The sequence below is a fragment of the Streptomyces sp. Ag109_O5-10 genome, assembly GCF_900105755.1.
Taxonomy (GTDB): domain Bacteria; phylum Actinomycetota; class Actinomycetes; order Streptomycetales; family Streptomycetaceae; genus Streptomyces.
In genome coordinates, this window is the sequence record NZ_FNTQ01000001.1 from 7943826 (window position 1) to 7962235 (window position 18410).

Below are 18410 nucleotides of genomic sequence, written 5' to 3' on the forward strand. Positions count from 1 at the left end.
CCGCACGCCCCCGCGCCCCCGGGCAGGCGTCGGCGCCGCACAATGGAGAGGTGAACGAATCCATACCCGTCGTCCGGGTCACCGGGCACGGGACCGCCAAGCTGATGCCCGACGTCGATCGGGAGCGGGCCTGGTTGCTGACCGTCGACGGGGCGCCGCAGTCGTACGTGGACCTCGACGAGCCGACGCATCTCGAGTTCGAGTACGCCCGGCGGCTCGGGTATGTACTGGACGCCGTGGCGGAGGCCGGTGTGCCACTGGACGTGCTGCATCTCGGTGGCGGTGCCTGCACGCTTCCCCGGTACGTGGCGGCGACCCGGCCCGGGTCCCGGCAGGACGTCGTGGACGCCGACCGGGAGCTGCTGGAACTGGTCACCGAGCATCTGCCGCTGGCGGACGGCACCGGGATCGCCCTGCACGCCGCCGACGCGCGAGGCTGGCTGGAAGCTGCGCCCGCAGGTTCGGCGGACGTGATCGTCGCCGACGTCTTCGGCGGGTCCCGCATCCCCGCGCATCTGACCTCGCTGGGGTACGCGAAGGAGGCCCGGCGCGTGCTGCGCGGCGACGGGGTCTACCTCGCGAACCTCGCGGACTCCGCCCCCTTCGGCTTCCTGCGCTCCCAACTCGCCACGTTCGGCACCGTCTTCGAGGAACTGGCGCTCATCGCCGAACCCGGTGTGCTGCGCGGGCGGCGGTTCGGCAACGCCGTGCTCATCGCCTCGCACCGGCCGCTCGACGCCGGCGCGCTGGCCCGCCGTACGGCTGCCGACGCCTTTCCGGCACGGGTCGAACACGGGCTCGCGCTGCGGGAGTTCGTCGGCGCGGCCCGGCCGGTCGGGGACGCGGACGCCGTACCGTCACCCGAGCCCCCCGGCGGAGCGTTCGGGATCGGCTGAGGCGGCCGACGGCCGGGCGGTGACCGGGACCGTGCGGCGGTTGAGGTTGCGCACGTCCGGGACGAGGAGCACCGCGGCCGTGACGGCGACGACCAGGCCCGCGCAGCCCCACAGCGCCGGACCGCGGCCGAAGGCCTGCTCGGCGGGGCCCGCCAGCGCCGTGGCCAGGGGCAGCAGGGAGACGGAGCCGAACCAGTCGTAGGCCGAGACCCGGGAGAGCTTCTCCTCGGGGATCTCCTGGTGCAGCGCCGTCATCCAGGAGACGCCGAAGACCTCGACCGTCGTGCCCGCCACGAACATCACCGCGCAGAGGACTCCCACGGAGACGGGTACCGCGAGCGCCGCGGAGGGGAGCGCCAGCGGGAAGACGCAGAGGGTGCCGACGAACAGGAGCCGGCGGGGTCTCCAGCGGGTCATCAGCAGGGCGCCGGCCACCGTACCCGCGCCGAACGCGGCCAGTGCCAGGCCCCACGGGCCCGGTCCGCCCAGGCTGTCGCGGGCGACCAGCGGGCCGTAGACCGCGTCCGCGGCGCCCACCACCGCGTTCGCGATCGAGAACTGGACGACGATCCCCCACAGCCAGGGACGGCCCGCGAACTCCCGCCAGCCCTCCCGGAGATCGGCCAGCATCCCCCCGCCGGGGATGCGCGGCGGGATATGGCTGACGTCGAGGAACGAACGCAGCGCACCGGCGACCGCGAACGCCGCCGCGTCCACCGCCAGGACCCAGCCGGGGCCCACCGCCGCCACCAGCGCGCCGCCCAGGGCCGCGCCCCCGAGGGCGGCGCTCTGCATCGCCATCCGGAACACCGCGAACGCACGGCCCGCCTGTTCGCCGCTCACCGAGGACAGCAGCATGCCCTCCGCCGCCGGGCTGAAGAACGCCTGGCCGGTGCCGCCCAGCGCGGTGAGCATCATCATCTGCCACAGGCGGGGGTCGCCGGTGAGCACGAGGACGGCGAAGGCGCCCTGGGAGAGGAAGTTGAGGGTGTTCGCCGCGACCATCACGCGGTGGCGGGGGAAACGGTCCGCCACGGCGCCGCCGACGAGCAGGAAAAGCACCAGCGGGAAGGTGCGGGCTGCGGCCACCAGTCCGACGTCCCCGCCGTCGCCGCCCGCGTCCAGCACCGCGAAGGCGGCGGCGATCAGGGAGCCGTTGGCGCCCAGGCTCGTCACGATCGTCGCCGCGGTCAGCAGGCTGTAGTTGCGGCCCGCCCAGGCGGGTCTGCGCAGGCGGGAGGCGGTGCCGGGGGCACCCGGGGGGCCGGGGAAGTCGGAGGCTGAGGTCACCGACCGACTATCCCTGCCGGGAGCCCGCCTTGCCAATCCGATTCCCGGGGGTCCGGCCCCCGGGCGTCCGGGAATCGGATTGCCCGGGGGTCCGGCCCCTGGGCGTCCGGGCCTTCGCCGTCCGGTCCCCGGCCGCCGTCAGCTTCCGGTCGGGGTGCCGTGCAGCCGGACCGTGCTGAGGATCTTCATGATCGTCGCCGTGGGGACCTCGCCGCCGACTCCCTTGGCGCCGTAGAAGTCCCACGACACCAGGTCGCCGGCCGAGTTCTCGAAGCCGAAGGTGATCGCCTTGCCGTCGCTCGCGCACTTGCCCTTCTGCGGGCTGCCCGTCGAACGCGCCCAGGCGTAGGCGCCCTTGAGGCCCGACGCGGTGGTGTAGGCGGTGGCCTTCTTGTCGTAGGTGATGGTCTTCTTGTCCGGGTACGTGTAGCCGCCGTACACCCACCAGGGGACCTCCGTGACGGCCGCGTCGCCCGGGCTCTTCGCGCCGCTCTCGCCCTTGGTGCCCACCCCCGCCAGGGACGTGTCCTCGGTCCTGCCGTCCTTGTCGTCGTCGCTCGTGCACCACTTCGACTTGTACTGCGCGGGCGCCGACATCGTGATGATCGGCTTGCCGCCCTTGTCCTCGAAGCCGATGGATGTGCCCGGGGTGAGGACCTCCCAGTCGGCCGGTACGTCGAAGGCCGTGCCCCACTTGGGGTTCACGACGGTCTTCCAGCCCGCGATCGTCGGCTTCTCGGTCTCGCCGCCGCGCGGATCGTCGTCCGCCGGCGATGAGGCGGAGGCGCTGACGGTGGGCGAGTGGCTCACCTGCCGGTTCCCTCCGGTGTCCGCCTTGTCGTCCTTCTTGCCACCGAGGACCAGGAACCCGGTCACCCCGGCCGCCGCCACGACGGCCACCGCCGCGATGATCGCGACCAGCTTCGTGCGGTCGCCGCCGCCCCCGCCCTGCGGTGGCCGCGGAGCGCCGGCGGGGCCGGGCGGGCCCCACTGCGGCTGCTGCCCGTACCCGCCCTGCGGCGGATACTGCTGGTAGCCGGGCTGCTGATACGGATTCGGCTGCTGGTAACCCGGTTGCTGGTACGGGTTGCTCTGCGGGTATTGCTCGCCCCCTGGCGGCTGCTGCTCTGGCCACATGGCTCGTAACCCTAGTGCCGCCCGGTCCGGTCCAGGGCGGGGGCCGTGGCCCGCCATGACGACCCTCACGAACGATCACGGGAACCGCTCTGGTCAGACCCTGCTACCCGCTAGTAACATAGATGTCATGAGCACTGACCAGATGTCGATCGGCGAGATGCTCGCCGCCACGGTCCCGATGGTGCGGACCCTCAACCTGGAGTACCTGGAGACCACTCCGGAGCGGGCCGTGCTGTCCCTGCCGGACCAGGGCGACTTCCACAACCACATCGGCGGCCCGCACGCGGGCGCGATGTTCACCCTCGCCGAGTCCGCGAGCGGCGCGATCGTGATCGCCGCCTTCGGCGACCAGCTCTCCCGGGCCGTGCCGCTGGCCGTCAGCGCCGAGATCTCCTACAAGAAGGTCGCCCTCGGCCCGGTCAGGGCCACCGCGACCCTGGGCCGCCCGATCGCGGACGTCGTCGCCGAACTCGACGCGGGCAAGCGTCCCGAGTTTCCGGTCGCCGTCGCCATCACGCGCGAGGACGGCGCGGTCACCGGTGAGATGACCGTTGTCTGGACGCTGCGTCCCAACGGCTGACCGACCGGCCCGGCGCCGCTGCCGGGCGTCGTTGTCACCTGCCGGCCGGGGTGAGGGTCGCCGGACCCTCACCCCGGCCGGCGCCGGAGCCGCTCAGGCGGCGCGGCTCTCCTCGCGCCCGGCCCCCGGCTCTGCCGGGCCCGCCACGAACTCCTTGAGCCATGCCGTGAACTCCGGCCCCAGGTCCGGGCGTTCGCAGGCGAGCCGGACCACCGTGCGCAGGTAGTCGGCCTTGTCGCCGGTGTCGTAGCGCAGTCCGTCGAAGACCACCCCGTGGACCGTGCCGGCCGCCGCCAGGTCCTGCAGCGCGTCGGTCAGCTGGATCTCGCCGCCGCGGCCGGGGGCGGTCCGCTCCAGGACCTCGAACACCTCGGGGTCGAGGACGTAGCGGCCGATGACCGCGTAGTTGCCGGGCGCGTCCCGCGGGGACGGCTTCTCCACCAGGCCGGTCACCCGGACCACGCCGTCCTCGCCGGTCGGCTCGATCGCGGCACAGCCGTACAGGTGGACCTGGGACGGGTCGACCTCCATCAGCGCGACGACACTGCCGTGGTGCCGGTCGCGGACGTCCAGCATCCGGCGGAGCAGGGTCTCGCGGGCGTCGATCAGGTCGTCGCCGAGGAGCACCGCGAAGGGCTGGCCGCCCACGTGGTGCCGGGCGCACAGCACGGCGTGGCCGAGACCGAGCGGGTCGCCCTGGCGGATGTGGTGGATGTCGGCGAGCCGAGCGGGGTCGCGTACGGCGTCCAGGCGCACGGTGTCGCCCTTGGCGGCCAGCGCCCGCTCCAGCTCGAAGGCGTTGTCGAAGTGGTCCTCGATGGCCCGCTTGTGCCGGCCGGTGACCATGAGGATGTCGTCGAGCCCGGCCTGGGCGGCCTCCTCGACGACGTACTGGATGGCCGGCTTGTCGACGACCGGCAGCATTTCCTTCGGGGTCGCCTTGGTGGCGGGCAGGAACCGGGTGCCGAGCCCGGCGGCCGGGACGACGGCCTTGCGGACCGGCCGGGGCGACGACGGGGCGGGGGAGTGGGGGGCGATCATGCGGCACATGCTGGCCCACCGGGATGAGAGAGGGCCGGGAGAAGCGTGGGAGGCGGCTGTGGAACCCGGCGTTCCGTCCCTGGTCACCCCGGCCGTCCGGGAGTTGGAGATTTCGTGTGCCATCGGGTCCTGGGCGCACACAAGTTGAACCCCTGCCGCCGCTGAATCCGGGCCGGATGCGGATACCGTCGGTAACTTATCTGAATTCACGCCTTTTTGAACTTCGGTCACCTCGACTTCTTGTTTCCCGTGAGGCCTGTGTGCAAAGGTGAGCCACCCCGCGGGAGGGTCCACAGAACGGTACGGCCGGCAGGCCGGCCGCCGTAAGGGACCCCAAAAGGTATGCACCAATCGGCACTGCATTCCGTCAGGGCGCCATTTCGCATGCCGTCCTGCGGCCCGGAAGGAAACGGTTCAGTGCAATCGCCCTACCCCCCACGCCCGCCTTACTCGCCCCGTCCAGGTTCGACCCCGGCGGAGTCCGACCGCAATCTCGTCGCCCAGCTCACCGGCGCCCCCGCGGACAGGCATCACGCCGTCGCCCTGCTGCTGGCCCGGCACTGGCGTGCCACCTGCGACTACGCCGTGGTCTGCCTCGCCGCGGTCACCCCCACCGCCCAGCTCGTCGCCAGCGCCGCCTTCGAGCGGGTCCTCGGCCGTCCGGCCGGCGGCGCCCTGCGTCCACAGCTCCTGGTGGCGGTACGCGAGACCGTCCGCGCGTGGGCCGCGGACGAGGCCGTATCGGTGGTCGCGCCGGAACTGCGCAAGACCACCGGTGGCCGAGGACTCAGTGCCGCAAGACCCGGCACCCCGGAAAGACGGCAACTCGCCGAACGTGCTTTCCAGGCCCTTTCGGGGGCCTCGCAATGCCTCCTCTGGCACACCGAGGTCGAAGCCGAACCCATAAACATACCCGCTGGTCTGCTGGGTGTCGACACCGCTACCGCGACGGCCGCCCTGGGCCAGGCCCGCGAACAATTCAGGACCGGATTGGTGCGCGCCCACCGGGAACTCGCGCCCTCGCAGGAATGCCGCTTCTACAACCGGCTGCTCGATGTCCCCATTCGCCGGGGCGGCGCTCTGCTCCCCGATGTGCAGCGGCATCTCACCGAGTGCCGCTACTGCCGGCACGCCGCCGAACAACTCAGCCATTTCGACGGCGGCCTCGAGGTGCTGCTCGCCGAGACCGTGCTCGGCTGGGGCGCCCGCCGCTATCTCGACTCGCGGCCCGGACCCGGCGGGGTCGCCGAGGCCCGGCCGGCCGGAGGCGAGGCCGCGGCCGAGGCCTCGCCTCCGGCCACGGCTCCCGGCGGACGGCACCGCACCGCGGCCGGGAGCGGACGGCGCACGGTCCTGCTGGCCGGTGCCGGCCTGGTCTCCCTCGCCCTCCTCGCCACCGTGCTGGTGGCCAAGGGCTGGTCCGACGACAACGGCGTCCCCCGCTCCGGTACGGCCACTTGGGGAGCCCCCAGCGCCGGCACCACCGGCTCCGGCCCCGCCGTGAACCCGCCCTCCACGGGCTCCGCGTCCCCGGCCTCGGTGGGCGAGCCCGTCGAGATCGCGCACGGCAGGCTGCGCAGCCTCGACACCGGGCGCTGCCTCGACGTGCGCGGCGGCCAGGTGCGGACCGGGGCGGAACTGCTGCTAGGCCTGTGTTCGGACGCCGGGTCCCAGCAGTGGTCGTACCAGGACGACGGCATGCTGCGCAGCGCGCTCGACCCCACCCTCTGCCTCGCCGCCGACCCCGGTGCGCGCAGAGTCGTGGTCTCCTACTGCCTGGTGCACGCGGGGGAGGTGTCCTACGACCTGACGGTGCGCGGCGAGCTCCTGCTCCGCTGGGACAAGGACCTCGCGCTGGCCGCGGACGGCACGCGCGTGGTCGTGGCCGGGCGGAACGGATCGGTGCGCCAGCGATGGGAGTTGGAGGCCGGGAGCGGCGGTCCGGCGCAGACGCCCGACTCGCCTGGCGCCACGCTCCCCGCACCGCCCGGGCCCCGGAGGGCCGGGCCGACGGGAATCCCCGCGCAGCCGCCCGCTCCGCAGGAGCGGTCCGCCGAACCGGGCGAGCCGTACGGCACGCGGGTCGCACAGGCCGCGGACCGGCACCCTCCTGTCTCCGCCACACCGACCACGCCCGGCGAACCCGTCGGCGCGCGATCGGCATCGGTCGGCGACGTCCTGCACTCCGTACCGACGACCATGACGGACGTCCTGGACTCCGTACCGGCCGTCGTGAACGGGGTGGGTGGCCTGCTCGGCTGACGGCGGACCGGTACGACGTCCGGGCTGGTCGCGGTGGTGCGCGGTGCGTGGCGGTCGCGCGTCCTGAGCCGCTCCGGCTGCATGCGGCCCGGTCGGGCCGGGAGCCGTGTCGCGATGTGGCGTTAGTCTGCTGTCCGCGCCGTTGCCCGCGTCGCGCGGACAGCTTTCGACAGGATCAGGACGGAACCATGCCGGGAGAGATCTCGCCCACCGGGAAGCGGCCCGGGCCCGGCCCCGGCTCGCCGCCCGAGCTGCGGGCCTCGCACGCCGACCGGGACCGGGTGGTGGACGTGCTGCGTATCGCGGCCGGGGACGGCCTGCTGACCGCGGACGAGTTGGACGAGCGCCTGGAAGCCGCCCTGTCGGCGCGGACTCTCAGCGAACTGGCCACGCTCACCGCCGACTTGCCGCCCGTTTCGGCCGCGTTCGGGGCGCTCGGAGCGGAAGTCAAGGACGTGGTGCGGATCGAACAGGTCCACAGTGGAGCCATCGAGCGCACGGGGCGCTGGGTGGTACCGCGCAGGTTGGAGCTCGCCGTGACGTACTGCGCGGTGACGCTCGACTTCACGGATGCCGTGATCACGCACGACACCCTGCGGATCGACGTGGCCATGACGGGGAAGACGCTGACGCTGATCACGAGGCCGGGCATCCTGGTCGACACCGACGGTCTGCAACTGGTGCACACCAAGGCCAAGTACCGTCAGCCGCCCGCTAGTCCGGGAACGCCGGTCACTCTGCGCGTGGAACTGGCCGGCCAGAAGGCCCACGGCCGTGTCGTGGTGCGGCCCCCGCGACGGACTGTGGCGCAGTGGCTGCTGCGCAGGTCCGGGTCATGAGCTGGTTGCCGGGGTCGGGCTCTGCTTGGCGGCGCGGAAGGCCAGCAGGAATGCGGATGCCGCGGCCCACAGGACGAGTGTCGCCAGTGGGCCGAGGACGTGGGAGCCGCCGAAGTAGCTGAGGTCGGCGATGGCGCGGACGGCGGCGCCGGGCGGCAGCAGCTCCGACAGGGCGCGGGCGCCGCTCGGCATCAGGTTGATGCCGATGGTGGCGCCGCTGGTGGAGTTTCCGACGGTCAGCAGCAACAGGGTGGCGAGGGGGATGCCGAGCGGGCCGACGTAGGTGGCCAGCATCTTCGTGGTGAAGGCCGCGGCGGCGGCCAGCAGGGCCAGGACGAAGGCGAGCGGCAGGTAGGGGGCGGGAACGGCGCCGAGAACGGGGCCGGCGATCGCTGCCGCGACCAGGCCGGAGGCCGCGGCGAACGCGGCCATCAGGGCGAAGCGGTGCCGGAGCTTGAGCAGGCCGCTCAGTCCCACGACGTTCTGGGCGAGGGCGAAGCCGGAGAGGGTCACTCCGAAGGAGACGTAGAACCCGGCCAGGCCCCGGGCGTCGTACCGGGCGAGCGGCACCAGGTCGGAGACGCCGAGGTGCCGGTCGGCGCCGTGCGCGTAGGCCGTGGCGAGCTTGGTGACCGCGCTGGTCGTCGACAGGCCGTTCGCGCTCGCGACGTCGAGTTCGAGGCCCTTGCCGTGCGGGCCGCTGCCGAGCACGGCCACGACGTCGCGGTGACGCAGCGCGTCGCGGGCCTCGGTGGCCGAGTGGGCGCGCCAGACGTCGAGCGAGTCCCCCATGGCCTGCTGGACCTTGTCCGCCAGCTTGGGAGTCGTGACCGCCACGGGGATCCGGTGGGGCTGGGGATCGCGCGTGAGCCCGATGTAGCAGCTGACGAAGGCCGAGACGATGACCAGGCCGATCAGGAACGGCTGCAGCCACACCCGGACCGGACGCCGACGCCTGTGCTGCGCGGGGTGGGGCGGGTGGGACTGGGGCGGGTGGGGCTTGGGACGCACTCGGGGTTTCTCCATGACATGTGGTGGAACGACGGGAGCGGGAGTGTGTGGGGGAGGGCTGGGGGCCGGGGTGATCAGTGGCCCTGTGGTCGGCGGCGGCCGCTCACCTTCCGGGGGCGGTCGTGGCTCCGGACGGGGACCACTCCCCGGTGTCGATCGGTGACCAGTCGGCGGGTCGTCCGTCCAGGCGCCGCATCCGTCGGCCGTGCCTCGCCGACACCAGGTCCTCGTCCAGGGGAGTGGTGAAGACGTTCTCGACCAGCGTGTACTCGGCGGCCAGGCGTCCCACGGCCGGCAGGGCGGCGGTGTCGATCCGGCCGCGGTCCAGGTAGAGGTCGTCCCGGATGTGGAAGCGCACCACCCGGCCCCACACCACGTGGTCGACCTTGTCGTCGCCGACGGGGATGATCCGGTCGACGACGCATTCGAAGGAGATCGGCGCATCCTCGACCCGGGGGGCGCGGACCACTTCGGACGGCGACTTGCCCAGGCCGAGCGCCTCGAACTCGTCCACGTCCGCCTCGTACCCGAACGCCGAACCGTGCATGGCCTCCGCCTGCGGCAGCGTCACGAGGTTGGTGACGAACTCGCCGGTGTCACGGATGTTGACGAAGGTGTCCTTCAGCGTGACGCCGTCCGCCCGCGGTTGCAGCGTGATCGAGACCATGGGCGGCTTCCTGCCCACCGCGGTGAAGAAGGAGATGGGCGCGAGGTTGGCCACGCCCTCGGCCGACACCGTGCTGACCCAGGCAACCGGTCGCGGAATGATGCTCCCGATCAGCAGTTTGTAGGCGTGGGCGGCGTCCAGTTCCGCAGCGTCAATGATCATTGTCGGACCTCCGTCGGATGGCGGCGCGCTCCGTGCCGTAGCGGAGCGACTCGTGGGGCGATGCCGAACGCCCGATATCGGACACAACGCCGATCGACAGAAGTGTATGCCCTATGCATATGTCGTCCTGGTGTGACGCCGACCTCGTCCGTTGCCCAGTGGGTGCACGACGTCGCCTGCTGAGGACATAGACGTGCCGACTTTGGCCATGTCGATGACCTGGGTTACTTTCGGCTGGAGGAGCTGGACGGGTGCGACGTCGCGGCTCCGTCACGGAAAGAGATCCGCCGATGTCCTGGACCGCCACCGCTCGCTACGGCCTCGAGCCCGCCCCCGGCGGGCTGGCCTTCGTGCAGGACCTGCTGAACACGCTGTCGGCCGGCAAGCCGCGCAAGCCCGACCTGCTGCAGACCCCCGAGGACGCCCGTGCCTGGCTCGGCCAGGCGTTGCGGAGCTGGAGCGACGTCACCCATCGGGCCGCACCTGGCATCGAACTGACGGGCGAGGATGTGGAGGGCCTGCGCGGCTTCCGTCATGACCTGTTCGAGAGCCTGCACGGCCGGTCCGGCGACCCGGCGACCGAGCCCGGCCCGGCGGCATCGGTGCTGACCCTGCCCACGGCGCTGCGGCTCGACGAGCACGGGGTCGTCCACGCCGAGCCTCGCGGCACGGGCTGGCGGCAGGTGGCTTCACTCGCCCTGACGGAGGTCTACCAGGCGCAGTGCACCGACACGCTGCGCCGCCTGAAGTCCTGCCGCAACCCCCGCTGCCTGTCCGCCTTCTACGACCGCTCCCGCAACAACAGTGGGGTCTGGCACGACGTCCACGTCTGCGGCAACGCGGCCAACCTGCGCAACTACCGGGCACGCAAACGGGCGGACACGGGCCGGCCCTGAAGGCCTGACGGGAGGCGGCACACCGGCCGCCCGGCGGACGGCTGACCCTCGTCGGTGGGCCGCCGATCCGTTTCGGCGGCCCGCCCTCCCGGTCCCGGTCCCGGTCCCGGAGAGTCAACCCCGCCTCGTCCTCGGTTCCTGTCGGGGCCGGACCCCTCCTGTGGCGTGCGGGTGGGCGGCGGCCACTGCTGAATTCCTGTCAAGGAACGGCCGGCGGGCAAGGGCTTTCCGGCCGCTTACTTCAAGGGTTTACAAGAATTTTCCCCGGCGTGTGTTTCATTTGAAGTGATGTGGTTGACGACAAATTTTTGTCAGGATTGGGTGAGGGGTTGCGCAGCGGCGTTCGCCGCGGGTTTCCGGTGTGCCACGATCGAGCCAGCGGACCGAAGTCATCCCGAATTTACAGAGCTCGGCGCGGCCGCACGGCGCGTTGCGTCGCGATGAGTGCCGAGTGAATGGCCGGTGCGCTTTGACGGGCTTGTGGCGGTGTGCCGCCAGGGATCCAGGTCCCGCGCGGTCGCCGATCCGCAGTGGATTGCTCGGGTTTTCGGCTCTTGCGGTGAATTCCTCCCGCTGGCCGAATCAATACTACCGGACGTGACGGGTCCCCTCCGTTATTGACCCGCGAGTAATGAACTCGCTAGTTTCCGGTGGCCTCACCACGAGCTTTCCGCCGCACACATCCCCCACCGTGCTGTCCTCCCGATTATTCGGAGCGTCATGACGTCCCCTGTGCGTGCCGTCGACCTGATCATGTGCATCACCCCTTTCGGAGCACCCGACGCCAGGCTCGCCACAGCGGTCTGTGCCGCCGGCGGACTCGGCGTCCTCGACCTGGGCCGCGGCGACCGAAGAGCCCGGGAGGCGCTGGCCGGCCTGAGACGGGCGGCACCGGGACCGTACGGCGTGCGGGTCGCCGCCGGCTGCGCCCTCGCCCCGGACGAACTCGGCCCGGCGCCCGACACCGTGGTCCGGGCCGCCGACGCCCCCTGGAGCATCGCCGAACTCGCCCCGCACACAAGGGTGCTGGCCGAGGTGACCGACCTGGCCGAAGCGCGTGCGGCGGTCGCGGCAGGAGCGCACGGGCTGATCGCCCGGGGCGCCGAGAGCGGCGGCCGGGTCGGCCACCTGAGCACCTTCGTCCTCCTCCAGCAGCTGCTCGGCGCAACCGAGTTGAACGTGCCGGTCTGGGCCGCCGGGGGCATCGGGCCGCGCACCGCGGCGGCCGCGGTGGCCGGCGGCGCGGCCGGGGTGGTCCTCGACAGCCAACTGGCCCTGCTCGCCGAGTCGCGGCTCCCCGAGGCGACGGCGGCCGCACTGCGCTCCCTGGACGGCTCCGAGACGGCCGTCGTGGCCGGCCACCGGATCCTGCACCGCCGCGGCCCGGACGCCGTGCGGCCGCCCGCCGACGACCCGGCCGCGGTCGCCGCGCTGCTCGGCGCCGACGACCTGCGTACCCAGCTGCTCCCGGTGGGCCAGGACGGCTTCCTCGCCGCACGGTTCGCCGAGCGCTGGGGCGATGTACGACGGACCGTAAGGGAGTTGACGGCGGCGATCGGCGTGGACACCGACGCCGTCGAGGCGCTGCGGCCCGGCACCTCCGCCATGAGCCGTGCCCTCGGTACCCGGCTGCCCGTCGCGCAGGGCCCGATGACCCGGGTGAGCGACCGGGCCGCCTTCGCCGCCGCCGTCGCCGACGACGGGGCGCTGCCCTTCCTCGCGCTCGCCCTCGCCGACGGCGCCCGCACCCGCGAGATGCTGACCGAGGCCAAGGCCGCGCTCGACGGACGGCCCTGGGGCGTCGGCGTCCTGGGCTTCGCGCCCGAGGAACTCAGGAACGCCCAGCTCGAAGCGGTACGGGAGCTGCGGCCCAGCCACGCCGTCGTCGCGGGCGGTCGGCCCGCGCAGGCCGAGGCGCTGGAGCGGGCCGGGATCAGCACCTTCCTGCACGCGCCCTCCCCCGGGCTGCTGCGGCAGTTCCTGGAGGCCGGGGCCCGGAAGTTCGTGTTCGAGGGCTCCGAGTGCGGTGGCCACGTCGGACCGCGCGCGAGTTTCCCGCTCTGGGAGGCCCAGCTCGCCGTCCTGGAGGACTTCCCGGACGTGGACGGTCTGGAGGTCTTCTTCGCGGGCGGCATCCACGACGAACGCTCCGCGGCGATGGTCGCCGCGCTCGCCGCGCCGCTCACCGCCCGGGGCGCGGCCGTCGGCCTGCTCATGGGCACCGCCTACCTCTTCACCGAGGAGGCCGTGGACCGGGGCGCCATCCAGCCGCTGTTCCAGCGCCAGGTCGTCGCGGCCGCCTCGACCGCACTGCTGGAGACCGCCCCCGGCCACGCCACCCGCTGCGTGCCCAGCCCGTTCACCTTCAACTACCGCGAGCGCGAGGCGGAGTTGCGGGACAGCGGGATACCCGGCCGACGGGTGTGGGAGGAGCTGGAGCGGCTCAACGTCGGCCGGCTGCGCATCGCCAGCAAGGGCGTCGACCGGACGGCCGGCGGCCGGCTGACGCCCGTCGACGAGCAACGCCAGTTCTCCGACGGGATGTTCATGGCCGGAGAGGTCGCCGTGCTGCGCTCGGTGACCACCACCGTGGCCGCCCTGCACCACGCCGTGACCGACGGAGCCGCCGACCTCCTGGCCCGGCGGACGACGGCGGTGGCACGGCCGGCCCGGCTCCCCGCCCCCGCCCCGCTCGACATCGCGATCGTCGGCATGGCCTGCATGTTCCCCGGGGCCCCCGACCTCGCCACCTTCTGGGCGAACGTGGTCGCCGGACACGACGCGGTGACCGAGGTGCCGGTGGAGCGCTGGGACCCGGCCGTGCACCACGCCGACGGCTCCACCACCTCGAAGTGGGGCGGCTTCCTGCCGCCCATCCCCTTCGACCCGCTGGGCTACGGCATCCCGCCCGCCTCCCTCGGCCACATCGAGCCCGTCCAGCTGCTCGCCCTTGAGGCCGCCCGGCGCGCCCTGGACGACGCCGGATACGGCGCCCGCGGACGGGAGTTCGACCGGTCGCGCACCTCCGTCGTCTTCGGCGCCGAGGCCGGCAGCGACCTCTCCAACGCGGCCACCCTGCGCGCCGTACTGCCCTCCTACTACGGCAAGGTCCCCGACGGCCTGGCGGACCAGCTTCCCGGGCTCACCGAGGACTCCTTCCCCGGCATGCTCGCCAACGTCATCTCCGGGCGGATCGCGAACCGCCTGGACCTGGGCGGCGCCAACTACACCGTGGACGCCGCCTGCGCCTCCTCGCTGGCCGCCGTGGACGTCGCCTGCAAGGAACTCACCGCCGGCACCAGCGACACCGTCCTGTGCGGCGGCGCCGACCTGCACAACGGCATCAACGACTACGTCCTCTTCTCCTCGGTGCACGCCCTGTCCCCGACCGGCCGCTCCCGCGCCTTCGACGGCTCCGCCGACGGCATCGCCCTCGGCGAGGGCGTGGCCTGCGTCGTCCTGAAACGACTGGCCGACGCCGAGCGCGACGGCGACCGGATCTACGGCGTGATCAAGGGGCTCGGTTCGTCCAGCGACGGCCGGTCCCTGGGCCTGACCGCGCCCCGCCCCGAAGGCCAGCGGGCCGCGCTGCTGCGCGCGTACCGCAACGCCGGCGTCTCCCCGGCGCAGGTGGGCCTGGTGGAGGCGCACGGCACCGGGACCGTCGTCGGCGACCGCACCGAACTCACCATCCTCAGCGAGGTGTTCGCGGAGGCTGGAGCGGTGAGCGGCGGTTGCGGGCTCGGGTCGGTCAAGTCCCAGATCGGGCACACCAAGTGCGCCGCAGGACTCGCCGGGCTGATCAAGACCACCCTCGCCCTGCACACCGGCGTCAAGCCGCCCACCCTGCACCTCGACCGCCCCAACGAGGCCTGGAAGGAGGCGGACAGCCCGTTCGCCTTCCACACCGAGGCCCGGCCCTGGGCGGTCCCGCCCGCCGAACGGATGGCCGGGGTGAGTGCGTTCGGCTTCGGCGGCACCAACTTCCACGTGGTGCTGGGCGCGTACGACAGCGCCGTACCGCCCGAGCAGGGTCTGGACGCCTGGCCCGCCGAGCTGTTCGTGTTCCGGGGGCGGGACGACAGGGCCGCGCACCGGGGCGTCGAGGAGATCTTGCGGGCCGCCTCGTCCGGCTCCTGGCGGCTGCGCGACCTGGCGTTCGCCGCCGCCCGCCGCGCGGACGCCTCCCACGATCCGGTACGGGCCGCGGTGGTCGCGTCCGACGTCGCCGGGCTGGCCGCACAGCTGCGCCGGGTCCTCGCGGGGGAGCACGACCCCGGCGCCGGGATCCACCTGGCCGACGGGCCCCGGGACGCCGACGCCAAGGTCGCCTTCCTCTTCCCGGGCCAGGGCAGCCAGCGCCCCGGCATGCTCGCCGACCTCCTCATCGCCTTCCCGGAACTGCAGCACTACCTCCAGCTCGGCCGCGCCCACGCCGACACCCTCTACCCGCCGGCCGCCTTCGACGAGGACACCCGCGAGCGCCGCCGGGCCGCCCTCACCGACACTCGGGCCGCCCAGCCCGCCCTCGGCATCACCGGCCTCGCCGCCCACGCCTTCCTGACGGCGGCCGGCGTCCGCCCCGACATGGCCGCCGGGCACAGCTACGGCGAACTCGTCGCCCTCAGCGCGGCCGGCGCCCTCGCCCCCGAGACCCTGCTGCGGCTGAGCGCCGAACGCGCGTCCGCGATCCTGGCCGCCGCCGGCGACGAACCCGGCACCATGGCCGCCGTGTCCGGCTCGGCGGACGACGTCGCGCACGCCCTGCGGACCGCCGACGCCCCCGCCTCCGTGGTCGTCGCCAACCACAACTCGCCCCGCCAGACCGTCATCTCCGGTCCGACCGACGAAGTGACCGAAGCGGTACGGCTGTTGCGCGCGGCAGGCCTCGGTGCCAAGCGGATCCCGGTGGCCTGCGCCTTCCACAGCCCGGTCGTGGCAGGGGCGGGCGACCGGTTCGCGGAGGTCCTCGCGGACACGGTCGTACGACCGCCCGAGTTCCCGGTGTGGTCCAACCGCACGGCGGCCCCCTACCGGCCCGACGCCGACGCGGTACGCGCCGAACTCGCCGCCCAGATCGGCTCACCCGTCGCCTTCGCCGCCCAGATCGAGGCGATGTACGAGGCCGGGGCCCGCGTCTTCGTGGAGGCCGGGCCCGGGGCCGTCCTCACCCGGCTCGTCGGGCAGATCCTCGGTGACCGCCCGCATACCACGGTGGCCTGCGAGCCCCGTGCCGGCAGCGGACTGCGCGGCTGGCTCGACGCGCTCGCCCAGCTGGCCGCGGCCGGCGCACCGGTACGCACCGCCTGGCTGCTGCGCGGCCGGGACGCCGTGGACGCGGTCCGGACCCCGGCGCCGAAACGGCCCGGCTGGACGGTCGACGGACAGCTCGTGCGCACCGCCGACGGAGACCTCCTGCCCGGTGCCCTCGCACCGGCCCGACGAGTCGTGGAGACGACGACTGTGACGACGAACCAGCCGCACGGCGCCCCCGCCGACCGCGACGCGCTGATCTCCGAGTTCCTGCGCACCAGCCGGGAGATGGTCGCCGCCCAGCGCGACGTACTGCTCACCTACTTCGGGGCGGCCCAGGTGCAGGCGCCGGCCGCGCCGGTGCTCCAGCAGCTGACGGCCGGCGAAGTGATGGTGACCCAGCCGCAGTCGACGGAACCCACCCCCGCGCCCGCGGCCGTCCCCGCGATCGAACCCGAGCCGACGGCCGACGTCGAGCGGGTCGTCCTGGAGATCATCAGCGAGCGCACCGGCTACCCCGTGGACATGATCGAGCCCGACCTCGATCTGGAAGCCGACCTGAGCATCGACTCGATCAAGCGGGCCGAGATCGCGGGTGAGTTGGCGAAGCGACTCGGTGTCGCGGGCGGCGCGGAGACGCTGGACGACGCGGAGTTGGAGGAGCTGGCCAAGGCGCGCACGGCCGCGGCCGTCACCAGTTGGCTGAGGGCACGGGTCGGCACGGGGGAGGAGGAGACGACCCCCGCCGCGGCGGGACCGGCCTCGGCGTCGGCGGGCCCGGCCTCGGCCACCACCGACGGGACGGCCGCCGTGGCCGAGCCGGTCGTCGCGGCCGCCGCCGTGACGGAGCCGGGCGTCGGACCGGGCATACCGGCGCCCCACCCAGCCACGGCCGACGAGATCCCGTCGGGCGAGGCACCCAAGCGGTTCGAGATGCGGCCCGTGGCGCTGGCCGAGCCGGACGCCGTGGCCGACCCGGCGGCAGTGCTGTCCGGCAGGCGGTTCCTCGTCCTCGGGGACGGCGGCGCGCGGCTCGCGGCACGGCTCGCCGGACACGGCGCCGAGGCCGTGACGGTCCAGGCGGACCACCTGCTCGGGGAGGCGGACGGACCCGTGGACGGCGTGCTGTACCTGGGCGCGCTCCCCGGCAGCGACAGCCCCGTGCTACCCGACGCCTACCCGGTCCTGCGGGCGGCCCTGGCCCGGAGCCCGCGCTGGCTGCTGGCCGTCCGCCCCGCCGACGGCCCGGACGCGGCACGCTCGGCGGGCCTGCACGGGCTGTTCCGCACCGTGGCCAGGGAGTACCCGGACACCGTCGCCCGGGTCGTGACCCTCGTCGACACCGCACCGGAGGCGGTCGCCGACGCCCTGTTCGCCGAACTGCTCGCACCGGAACCGGCCCCCGTCGTCCTGCGCACGGCCACCGGCCGACAAGGCCTGGAACTGGTCGAGGCGGCGCCCGGCGCGCTCGGCGGCACCGGGGCCGGACCGGCCGGGGCGGGAGCCGCCGAGGCCGCGGCCCTCGGTCTCGACCGGGACTCGGTGGTGCTGCTGGTCGGCGGCGCCCGGGGCATCACCGCGAAGTTCGCGGCCACCCTCGCCGCCGCCTGCCGCTGCCGCATCGAACTGCTCGGCCGGACCCCCGCGCCCAACGGTCCCGAGGCCCCGGACACCGCCGCCGCCCACACCCCCGCCGAACTCCGCGCCGCCCTCGCCGCCCGCGGTGGCCTGAAGCCCGCCGAGATCAACCGCGAGGCCGAACTGCTCCTGGCGCAGCGGGAGATCAGCGCCACCCTCGGCGAACTGGGCGCGCTCGGCAGCGAGGCCCGCTACCACGCCGTCGACTTCCGGGACCGCGACGCCGCCCTCCAGGCCGTCAAGGAGATCCACGCCGACCACGGCCGCCTCGACGGGGTCGTCTTCGCGGCCGGGGTGATCGAGGACCGGCTGATCGCAGAGAAGACCCCGGAGTCCTTCCAGCGGGTGTACGGCACCAAGACGACCGGCGCGGCCACCCTGCTCGCCGCCCTCGAGGAGCTTCCCAACGGCCCAGGTTTCGCCGTCCTGTTCGGCAGCATCTCGGCCGTCCTCGGCAACCGCGGCCAGGCCGACTACGCCGCCGCCAACGACGCCCTGGAGAGCCTCGGCGCCGGCTGGGCGGAGCGCACCGGGAACCGCGCGCTGACCGTGCACTGGGGGCCCTGGGCGCCCGTCGGCGGACACACCGGCATGGTCAGCCCGGAACTCGGACGCGAGTACGCGCGCCGCGGCGTCCGGCTGATCGACCCCGAGGAGGGCACCGCCGCGCTGCTGCGGGAACTCGCCTGGGGCGAGGAGTCCGTCCGCGCCGTCGTCTACACCGCCTCGGGCTGGTGA

At 73.6% G+C, this 18410-nt stretch carries 11 protein-coding genes; 6 read left to right on the forward strand and 5 right to left on the reverse strand.

The window, feature by feature from the left end; genetic code table 11:
- The first annotated feature begins 50 nt into the window (after positions 1-50).
- Positions 51-896, forward strand: coding sequence for a spermidine synthase (locus BLW82_RS36240; RefSeq protein WP_093505723.1), 846 nt, complete (start codon positions 51-53; stop codon positions 894-896).
- Here BLW82_RS36240 and BLW82_RS36245 read toward each other — a convergent pair.
- Together BLW82_RS36245 and BLW82_RS36250 are read right to left on the reverse strand one after the other, a co-directional pair.
- A complete protein-coding gene (locus tag BLW82_RS36245; protein WP_093505725.1) occupies positions 858-2186 on the reverse strand; it encodes an MFS transporter in 1329 nt (442 codons plus the stop codon). The genes BLW82_RS36240 and BLW82_RS36245 overlap by 39 nt on opposite strands.
- Before the next feature lie 138 nt (positions 2187-2324).
- Positions 2325-3323 carry a DUF8017 domain-containing protein gene (locus tag BLW82_RS36250; protein WP_093505727.1) on the reverse strand — a complete coding sequence of 333 codons (999 nt, stop codon included), beginning with the start codon at positions 3321-3323 and terminating at the stop codon, positions 2325-2327.
- A 142-nt stretch (positions 3324-3465) separates the two neighbouring features.
- On the opposite strand from BLW82_RS36250, the gene BLW82_RS36255 reads away from it, so the two are divergent.
- Positions 3466-3903, forward strand: coding sequence for a DUF4442 domain-containing protein (locus tag BLW82_RS36255; protein WP_093505729.1), 438 nt, complete (start codon positions 3466-3468; stop codon positions 3901-3903).
- 93 nt (positions 3904-3996) lie between these two features.
- Here BLW82_RS36255 and galU read toward each other — a convergent pair whose 3' ends face one another.
- The gene (galU, locus tag BLW82_RS36260; RefSeq protein ID WP_093505730.1) at positions 3997-4944 is read right to left on the reverse strand and encodes a UTP--glucose-1-phosphate uridylyltransferase GalU; all 948 of its coding nucleotides are present in this window, start codon (positions 4942-4944) and stop codon (positions 3997-3999) included.
- 417 nt (positions 4945-5361) lie between these two features.
- Here galU and BLW82_RS36265 point away from each other — a divergent pair, with 417 nt between their 5' ends.
- Both BLW82_RS36265 and BLW82_RS36270 read left to right on the forward strand, forming a co-directional pair.
- Entirely contained in the window at positions 5362-7206 is a 1845-nt protein-coding gene (locus BLW82_RS36265; protein WP_256216059.1) for an RICIN domain-containing protein, read from the forward strand.
- Between the two features lie 188 nt (positions 7207-7394).
- On the forward strand, positions 7395-8045 hold the full coding sequence (locus BLW82_RS36270) for a DUF1707 SHOCT-like domain-containing protein (protein WP_093505734.1): 651 nt from the start codon (positions 7395-7397) through the stop codon (positions 8043-8045).
- On the opposite strand, the gene BLW82_RS36275 is transcribed toward BLW82_RS36270, so the two are convergent.
- Together BLW82_RS36275 and BLW82_RS36280 are read right to left on the reverse strand one after the other, a co-directional pair.
- Positions 8040-9056: a hypothetical protein gene (locus BLW82_RS36275; RefSeq protein WP_143063733.1), complete on the reverse strand. Its 1017-nt coding sequence runs from the start codon at positions 9054-9056 to the stop codon at positions 8040-8042. The two genes, BLW82_RS36270 and BLW82_RS36275, sit on opposite strands and share 6 nt — an antisense overlap.
- A 103-nt stretch (positions 9057-9159) precedes the next feature.
- Positions 9160-9885 carry a flavin reductase family protein gene (locus tag BLW82_RS36280; protein ID WP_093505738.1) on the reverse strand — a complete coding sequence of 242 codons (726 nt, stop codon included), beginning with the start codon at positions 9883-9885 and terminating at the stop codon, positions 9160-9162.
- Between the two features lie 290 nt (positions 9886-10175).
- On the opposite strand from BLW82_RS36280, the gene BLW82_RS36285 reads away from it, so the two are divergent.
- Together BLW82_RS36285 and BLW82_RS36290 are read left to right on the forward strand one after the other, a co-directional pair.
- Positions 10176-10781, forward strand: coding sequence for a CGNR zinc finger domain-containing protein (locus tag BLW82_RS36285; RefSeq protein ID WP_093505740.1), 606 nt, complete (start codon positions 10176-10178; stop codon positions 10779-10781).
- Between the two features lie 720 nt (positions 10782-11501).
- Positions 11502-18410 (forward strand): type I polyketide synthase, encoded by a 6909-nt coding sequence (locus BLW82_RS36290; RefSeq protein ID WP_093505742.1) that lies wholly within the window; start codon positions 11502-11504, stop codon positions 18408-18410.

Coding starts and splice junctions, on each gene's coding strand:
- galU (WP_093505730.1), bottom strand. CDS start 4,944: ATGATCGCCCCCCACTCCCCCGCCCCGTCGTCGCCCCGGCCGGTCCGC.
- BLW82_RS36250 (WP_093505727.1), bottom strand. CDS start 3,323: ATGTGGCCAGAGCAGCAGCCGCCAGGGGGCGAGCAATACCCGCAGAGC.
- BLW82_RS36285 (WP_093505740.1), top strand. CDS start 10,176: ATGTCCTGGACCGCCACCGCTCGCTACGGCCTCGAGCCCGCCCCCGGC.
- BLW82_RS36280 (WP_093505738.1), bottom strand. CDS start 9,885: ATGATCATTGACGCTGCGGAACTGGACGCCGCCCACGCCTACAAACTG.
- BLW82_RS36270 (WP_093505734.1), top strand. CDS start 7,395: ATGCCGGGAGAGATCTCGCCCACCGGGAAGCGGCCCGGGCCCGGCCCC.
- BLW82_RS36255 (WP_093505729.1), top strand. CDS start 3,466: ATGTCGATCGGCGAGATGCTCGCCGCCACGGTCCCGATGGTGCGGACC.
- BLW82_RS36290 (WP_093505742.1), top strand. CDS start 11,502: ATGACGTCCCCTGTGCGTGCCGTCGACCTGATCATGTGCATCACCCCT.